The organism is Collinsella sp. AM18-10 (assembly GCF_003471585.1).
Taxonomy (GTDB): Bacteria; Actinomycetota; Coriobacteriia; order Coriobacteriales; family Coriobacteriaceae; genus Collinsella.
Window position 1 is genome coordinate 1 of record NZ_QRJO01000028.1, and the last position, 6,680, is coordinate 6,680.

The 6,680-nt window shown below is 57.8% G+C and carries 6 protein-coding genes; 4 read left to right on the forward strand and 2 right to left on the reverse strand.

Going from position 1 to position 6,680, the window contains the following annotated elements; all coding sequences use genetic code 11:
* Window positions 1-99 precede the first annotated feature (99 nt).
* Window positions 100-567: a hypothetical protein gene (locus tag DW211_RS09840; protein ID WP_117635976.1), complete on the reverse strand. Its 468-nt coding sequence runs from the start codon at window positions 565-567 to the stop codon at window positions 100-102.
* A gap of 277 nt (window positions 568-844) precedes the next feature.
* On the opposite strand from DW211_RS09840, the gene DW211_RS09845 reads away from it, so the two are divergent.
* On the forward strand, window positions 845-1,276 hold the full coding sequence (locus tag DW211_RS09845; protein WP_055251783.1) for an Hsp20/alpha crystallin family protein: 432 nt from the start codon (window positions 845-847) through the stop codon (window positions 1,274-1,276).
* A gap of 81 nt (window positions 1,277-1,357) precedes the next feature.
* On the opposite strand, the gene DW211_RS09850 is transcribed toward DW211_RS09845, so the two are convergent.
* On the reverse strand, window positions 1,358-2,167 hold the full coding sequence (locus tag DW211_RS09850) for an MBL fold metallo-hydrolase (protein ID WP_117629858.1): 810 nt from the start codon (window positions 2,165-2,167) through the stop codon (window positions 1,358-1,360).
* 48 nt (window positions 2,168-2,215) lie between these two features.
* Between DW211_RS09850 and tilS the strand changes: the two genes are divergently transcribed.
* The 3 genes from tilS to ftsH all read left to right on the forward strand — a co-directional run bounded on the left by tilS (window position 2,216) and on the right by ftsH (window position 6,593).
* Complete coding sequence (gene tilS, locus DW211_RS09855) at window positions 2,216-3,757, forward strand: tRNA lysidine(34) synthetase TilS (RefSeq protein ID WP_199576785.1); 1,542 nt, start codon at window positions 2,216-2,218, stop codon at window positions 3,755-3,757.
* A gap of 147 nt (window positions 3,758-3,904) precedes the next feature.
* On the forward strand, window positions 3,905-4,453 hold the full coding sequence (gene hpt, locus DW211_RS09860) for a hypoxanthine phosphoribosyltransferase (RefSeq protein ID WP_055251779.1): 549 nt from the start codon (window positions 3,905-3,907) through the stop codon (window positions 4,451-4,453).
* A gap of 61 nt (window positions 4,454-4,514) precedes the next feature.
* Window positions 4,515-6,593 carry an ATP-dependent zinc metalloprotease FtsH gene (ftsH, locus tag DW211_RS09865; RefSeq protein ID WP_304999787.1) on the forward strand — a complete coding sequence of 693 codons (2,079 nt, stop codon included), beginning with the start codon at window positions 4,515-4,517 and terminating at the stop codon, window positions 6,591-6,593.
* Window positions 6,594-6,680: the final 87 nt, after the last annotated feature.

Genomic DNA, 6,680 nt, shown 5'->3' on the forward strand with positions numbered 1-6,680 from the left:
AAGAAGGGGGAGGCCTCGCGGCCTCCCCCTTTTTTGCGTTTACGGGGTGTAAATGACTCAATTACACCAGACGATCTTGTTGTTTTTGGTATTGAGCCTTTATTTAAAGAAAATAAATCGTATAACAAGGGCAACTGCTATGGCCGCAATGATCAAAAGCAGAATTGTCAGCTGATGCTGCTTGCGTCGTTTACTTGACGAAACGAAGATTGATTTTCCCTGTTTTGGCGTTTCGAGATAGCGAGCCGAATGCGTCAAGGTTTGCTTGGGTCGAGGCCCTCTTTGTTGATGAGCGGCGGATGCTTTCATCGGCTCATCGCTAGCTGCGCTGTTTTTAGATAATGGTGCGTCTTTCAGATATACAGGGTCTCCCGAGGCAACGCCCATATGTTTACGTCCCGTTTGGGCATCCTCGAGCGTTTGATATCGATTTCTCGTCACATAATCGGGCTCAGGATCATTAATGGGCTCTTGCGAGATGTGGGGGCGATGGAACCGTGGCGGCTGCGTAGAAGTATCTTCGCCCTGCGTCGGCATAAACATATTGTTCTGGTTTTGGTCGTCCATGATGCCCTTTAGCTCGTTACCAACAACGTGTACGCGCTCATTGTAAGCCCCTTGTTATTTGTAGCTGCGAACATACTTCTTATTTAAGCTCTGGTTCAAAGAACCTTAACCTTACTAAGACCTGAGTCATACACACTTAGATATGCTTATAGTACTGGACTCAAAAAACTTTATAGTCGATGTATATATGAGCACTGGGTGGGCATATATAAGAGCGTCAAAAGAAGTCCCAGTCACCTAGAAGATGACTCGGCAGTCCTTAAAAGGAGTGGTAAACATGGCAAGCATGGTTCCTTATCGTTCGGTTTTTGGCGTTCGTCCTTCTGCTAGCTCGCTGTTCGATTTGTTTGATGATATGACCGATCTTGCAAACAACTCGATTGCTTCCAAGGCGTTCCCCGTTGATGTCGAGGACAAGGGCGATGGTTATGAGGTCAAGGCCTATCTGACCGGCGTCGCTAAGGATGATATCGACGTTGAGCTTAACGAGGGTCGCCTGTCGATTAGCGTGAACGTTGTGGAGGACGAGGAGAACGAGGGCAAGAACTTCCTGCAGAAGGAGTTTAGCTCGTACAGCGCGACGCGCGGCGTGTATCTGAAGGACGCTTCGAGCGAGGGCCTTTCGGCTAAGTATGCTGACGGCATCCTGACCGTTACGGTTCCCAAGATTGTCGAGAAGAAGAACGTTACGAAGATCTCCATCGACTAACGATGGCTCTGCTTCAATCGAGAGTATGAGTTAAGGGGGGCTGGGAAGTGATTCCCAGCCCCCCTTTGTTGTCTTGAGGGGCTATTGAATGGTTGTCGGTTGATACTGGCTTGCAGGGCGTATCGAGAGCTTCCGTGGCCCTTGAAGACGGGTGGCAGAACTGCCGAGTTCATCATCGAGACTTGCATCAAGCGCGTTGGCATAGCTTTTGACGGTAAGGCTTGGACGATTATTGTCCTGGCTGATGTGCATGGCGATGAGTTGTTCGGTGCGATCGGTAACAAGTTCGCGCGCGGCTTCGGCGGCCTGGTTGTTGGAGAGGTGCCCCTTTGTGGACAGGATGCGCTCCTGAAGAAAGCGGGGGTACGCTCCTTCGCGCAACATAGTTACATCGTGGTTACTTTCGAGCGCGAGAACTCGACAGTCTTTGAGGATGCCTATGGCCTTGCTCGATAACTCTCCGGTGTCGGTGGCAAACCCAATGGAATCATCGAGAGCATTAAATCGATAGCCGACAGGATTGATGACATCGTGCGATGTTGAGTAGGTTTGCACGTGGATGCCGGCAATGGGGAGCGTGTCGCCGGGGTCAAATTCCTCTACGGGCAGGCGCGCGAGGTTTTCTTTGCATGAAAGGGTGTCCCTGCTGGCAAAGAGGGGACCATGCCAGTGCTTGCACCATACATCGAGCCCCTTGATATGGTCACCATGCTCATGGGTGATTACAAGAGCGGCGACGTCGTCTGCCGAGAGGCCAAGCTCCGCCATGCGTTTAAGTGTCTCGCGGCGGGACAGGCCGTTGTCGATCATGATGAGCCCCTGAGGTCCCTCGACGAGTGCGCAGTTGCCTTTTGAGCCGCTGCCGAGGATATGAAGGTGCAGGCGAGACATAAGATTCCAAAGGATACAATGAGTGCGGACGAATAGAGGAGGAAGCGAATGCCAACGGTATCTCAGCACTATGGACATCATGCCGCGCCGAGGACGGATAAGAGCGCCCTGGCAACGCGGCAGGCCGCTGCCCCCGTAGTGCTTATGGTATCAGGCGGTGCGGACTCGACGGCGCTGCTCCTTATGGCTTGCACATCAAAGCTGGATATCCAGGACGGGCGCGGCGTCGCTCCCATTGCGCGCGAGCGATTGCACGTGCTGCATGTAAACCATCATCTGCGCGGGGAGGCATCCGATGGCGACGAGGCCTTTGTACGTGACCTGTGCGCACAATACGGTTTGCCGCTGTGTGTTGAGCATGCCTATATTGATGACGAATCGGGCAATATCGAGGCTGCGGCTCGCGAGGTGCGCTATGCCGCGGCACGGAGATACGTTCGCGAACTTTGTGCCGAATCGGGCGCACCGCGGACGGCGGCTCGTATCTGTACCGCGCATACTTCGTCGGACCGCGCGGAAACATTTTTGATGAATGCCATTAAAGGGTCGGGTCCCGCGGGTCTATCGAGCATTCCGCGCCGTCGGAACATTGTGGTTCGCCCCTTGCTCGACCTCACGCACGATGAACTCGTGGGCTATCTGCAGGTGCACGGTCAGCCATGGCGGGAAGATGAAAGCAACGAGGACGTTTCGTACCTGCGCAACTATGTGCGCCATCGAGTGATGCCGGTGGTGGCGCAGCGCAACGCGAGTGTCTGTAAGACGATTGGCGCCGCCTGCGAGATCTTGGGCGATGAGGATGCCTTTCTTTCCCAGCTTTCCGCACAGGCGTTTCGAAGCTGCCTGCGTAAGGAGGCGGCGGGTGCACTGGTTCTTGACGCTCGCCGACTGGCCGCGGCCGAGGTGGTGATTGCTCGGCGCATGGTGCGACTGGCAATTAAGCGTATCGACCCCGACGCTCGCCCGGAGATGCGGCATGTGGAGCGCGTGCTCGCCTGTGTCGCCGAAGGCTCGGGTTCGGTCACGCTGCCGGCGGGAATCGATGCGCGCGTGGAGTTTGGCATGCTGTCATTCAAGGCTCCGGCGGCGCGCGAGGGATTAGTTGCCGATTGGGTCACCATTCCCGGTCGATTGCCGCTGGGGGCGGGCCGCATTCTTGTGGCAGAGCCGATGGCCGTCGAGCCGGGGTGTGATATTGTGCGCCGTGCCCGCGAACTCGCGGGTGCCGGAGGGGTGGTCGCGATGGTGGATGCTGCGACGCTGGGCTTTGCCGATCGCGATAACGAACGGATGCTCGCCGGCTCGCGCGGGGAGATTCCCGCCGAGGCGCGTTTGGCGCGTCTGTGGGTAGACGGTCCCGCGCCGGGGGATGTGATGTGTCCGTTGGGCATGAGTGGGCGAAGTAAGAAGGTATCCGACCTGCTCAACGAGGCTCGTATTCCCGTATCTGAGCGCTCTGGCGTACCCGTGGTAAGAACGGCTCCGGGAGGTGCCGTAGTATGGGTCGCAGGCGTTCGCACGGACGAGCGTTTTAAATGCACGGCCGCAACGCGCGTGGCGTATCTGCTTCGTGTGGTCGATGCGGAATAGCGTCCCACGCCAGCTATTCTGTGCGACGTTGACGGTATTCCCGCGCTGATGGCGCACGGGCTGGTAAATATACCCCGTGCGCTGCTAGAATGTGTAGTTCGCGTCCATACGGCGGTGTGTGGGCGATAAGCACAAGAAAGGGTTGTCATGGCTTCTCAACATCCGGATATCGAGAAGGTTCTGTTTACGCAGGAGGATATCGACGGTATCGTCTCTCGCCTAGGCGAGCAGATTACTCGCGACTACGCGGGTAAGGATCTGGTGCTGATTGCGGTCTTGCGCGGCGCCGTGGTCTTTATGGGCGACCTGATGCGCAAGATCGAGCTGCCGACCAACATCGATTTCATGGCTGTTTCGAGCTATGGCGACGGTGTGAAGTCCTCGGGCATCGTGCGTATCATTAAGGACCTGGATATCGACATCCGCGGTCGCGACGTGCTGATCGTCGAGGACATTCTGGACTCGGGCCTGACGCTCAAGTATCTGATGAAGAACCTCGAGAGCCGCAAGCCCGCCTCGCTGGAGGTCGCCGCCTTCCTGTGGAAGGACGTTGAGGACCGTACCTCGGCCGTCACGCCCAAGTATGTTGGAACCCATTGCCCCGATGCCTTTGTGGTGGGCTACGGCCTCGACTATGCCGAGCGCTATCGTAACCTTCCGTATCTGGGCATTTTGAAACCGGAGGTTTATTCGTAAGATGCCCGATGACCGTAACGATAACAATTCCCAGACTCCCCGGGAGCCTAAGATCCCGGGGATGCCCGGAGGCAAGAAGCCCACGCGTACGGGCTGGCTGTATTTTATTTTGGCTTGCGCGCTTCTGGGCTACGCCTTCTTTAACATGGGCTCCGGCTTTGCCAACTCCAGCAATACCGTTAAGCTCGCGACGAGCGAGATGGTCAACGCCATTAAGCAGGACCGTGTCGAAGATTTGACCTATACGGTTCAAGACGGAAGCGTGGCGGGTCATTACTGGAAGACAAAAAAGGACAAGGGCGATACGAGCGAGCTCAAGAGCTTCTCCTCGACCTATGTCGGCTCCGATTCGCTTGCCGAGCTTATGGCGGAGCACCCCGATACCAAGTACATCGTCAACACCAATGACCCCGATTTTTGGGGCGACCTGGCGATGAGCGTGCTGCCGACGATCGCCCTGATCGCCATCATGTTCTACTTTATGCGCCAGATGATGGGCGCCAACAACAGGAACATGCAGTTTGGCAAGACTAACGCCAAGACCAACGAGGCCACGCGCCCCAAGGTCAAGTTTGAGGATGTTGCCGGTGTGGACGAGGCAGTCGAGGAGCTCGAGGAGATCCGCGACTTTTTGAGCGATCCGGACCGCTATCGCAAGCTGGGCGCCAAGATCCCGCGTGGCGTGTTGCTGGTTGGCCCTCCGGGTACTGGTAAGACCCTGCTGGCCAAGGCCGTTGCCGGCGAGGCGGGCGTGCCGTTCTTTAGCATCTCGGGTTCTGACTTTGTCGAGATGTTCGTGGGTGTCGGCGCCAGCCGCGTGCGTGACCTCTTTAAGGAGGCCAAGTCCCAGGCCCCGTCGATCATCTTTATCGACGAGATCGATGCCGTGGGGCGTCAGCGCGGAGCCGGTCTGGGCGGCGGTCACGACGAGCGCGAGCAGACGCTCAACCAGCTGCTGGTCGAGATGGACGGTTTTGAGGAAAGCGAGTCGGTCATCCTGATCGCCGCGACCAACCGTCCTGACATCCTGGATCCGGCATTGCTGCGTCCCGGTCGTTTTGACCGTCAGGTTACGGTCGACCGTCCGGATGTGAAGGGCCGCGAGCAGATCTTGCGCGTGCATGCCGAGAACAAGCCGATGGACGAGGACGTTAAGTTTGAGAAGCTCGCCCAGATGACCGTTGGCTTTACCGGCGCCGACCTGGCGAACTTGCTCAATGAGTCTGCACTGTTGGCTGCCCGCCGTCATCGTTCCGTGATCTCGATGGACGAGGTCGAGGAGTCGATGGAGCGCGTGATTGCCGGTCCGCAGCGCAAGGGTCGTGTGATGACCGAAGCCGAGCGCACCACGATTGCCTACCACGAAAGCGGTCACGCCCTGGTGGGCCACGTCCTGGAGCATTCCGATCCGGTTCACAAGATCTCGATCGTCAGCCGCGGCCAGGCGCTGGGCTACACGCTGCAGCTTCCGCAGGAGGGCCACTTCCTCAAGACCAAGAACGAGATGCTCGACGAGCTTGCCGTGTTCTTGGGCGGTCGCGTTGCCGAGGAGCTCATGTGCGACGACATCACATCGGGCGCGAGCAACGATCTGGAGCGCGCGACCAAGATGGCGCGCGAGATGGTCACGCGCCTGGGCATGAGCGAGGAGCTTGGAACGCAGGTGTTTGGTGAGGCACAGCATCAGGTATTCCTGGGCCGCGATTACGCCGATCACCAGGATTACTCCGAGGAGACGGCGCGCCGCATCGATATCGAGGTTCAGCGCATCATGCGCGAGGCCCATCGCCGTGCGGTCGAGATTTTGGATGCCCGTCGCGATCAGCTCGATCTGATGGCCAAGGTGCTGCTTGAGCGCGAGACCGTCGAAGGCGACGCCGTGAACGCCCTGCTCGACAACGAGTGGGATGCCTATCTTGAGCGCGAGGGCGATATCCTGGCGGCCAAGGAGGAGCGCAATGCCAAGGCGGCCGGCATGCCGACCAAGAAGCGTGCGCCTCGTATGAGCGAGGAGGAGCTTGCGGCGGACGCCGCGGCATTTGCGCAGGCGGCTATGCAGGAAGATGCAGAGATCGCATCCGATGATGCCGGCGATGACTGTGCCGTCAATGCCGGTGCCGACACCGACGACGACAAATAGTCTTTGTGGCGAAAGCCTCTGCGGGGAAACCTGCGGAGGCTTTTTCTTTGGCTCTGTTAGACCAGGATTGACATTCCGCCCCATCAT

Coding starts and splice junctions, on each gene's coding strand:
- DW211_RS09840 (WP_117635976.1), bottom strand. CDS start 567: ATGGACGACCAAAACCAGAACAATATGTTTATGCCGACGCAGGGCGAA.
- DW211_RS09845 (WP_055251783.1), top strand. CDS start 845: ATGGCAAGCATGGTTCCTTATCGTTCGGTTTTTGGCGTTCGTCCTTCT.
- DW211_RS09850 (WP_117629858.1), bottom strand. CDS start 2,167: ATGTCTCGCCTGCACCTTCATATCCTCGGCAGCGGCTCAAAAGGCAAC.
- tilS (WP_199576785.1), top strand. CDS start 2,216: ATGCCAACGGTATCTCAGCACTATGGACATCATGCCGCGCCGAGGACG.
- hpt (WP_055251779.1), top strand. CDS start 3,905: ATGGCTTCTCAACATCCGGATATCGAGAAGGTTCTGTTTACGCAGGAG.
- ftsH (WP_304999787.1), top strand. CDS start 4,515: ATGCCCGGAGGCAAGAAGCCCACGCGTACGGGCTGGCTGTATTTTATT.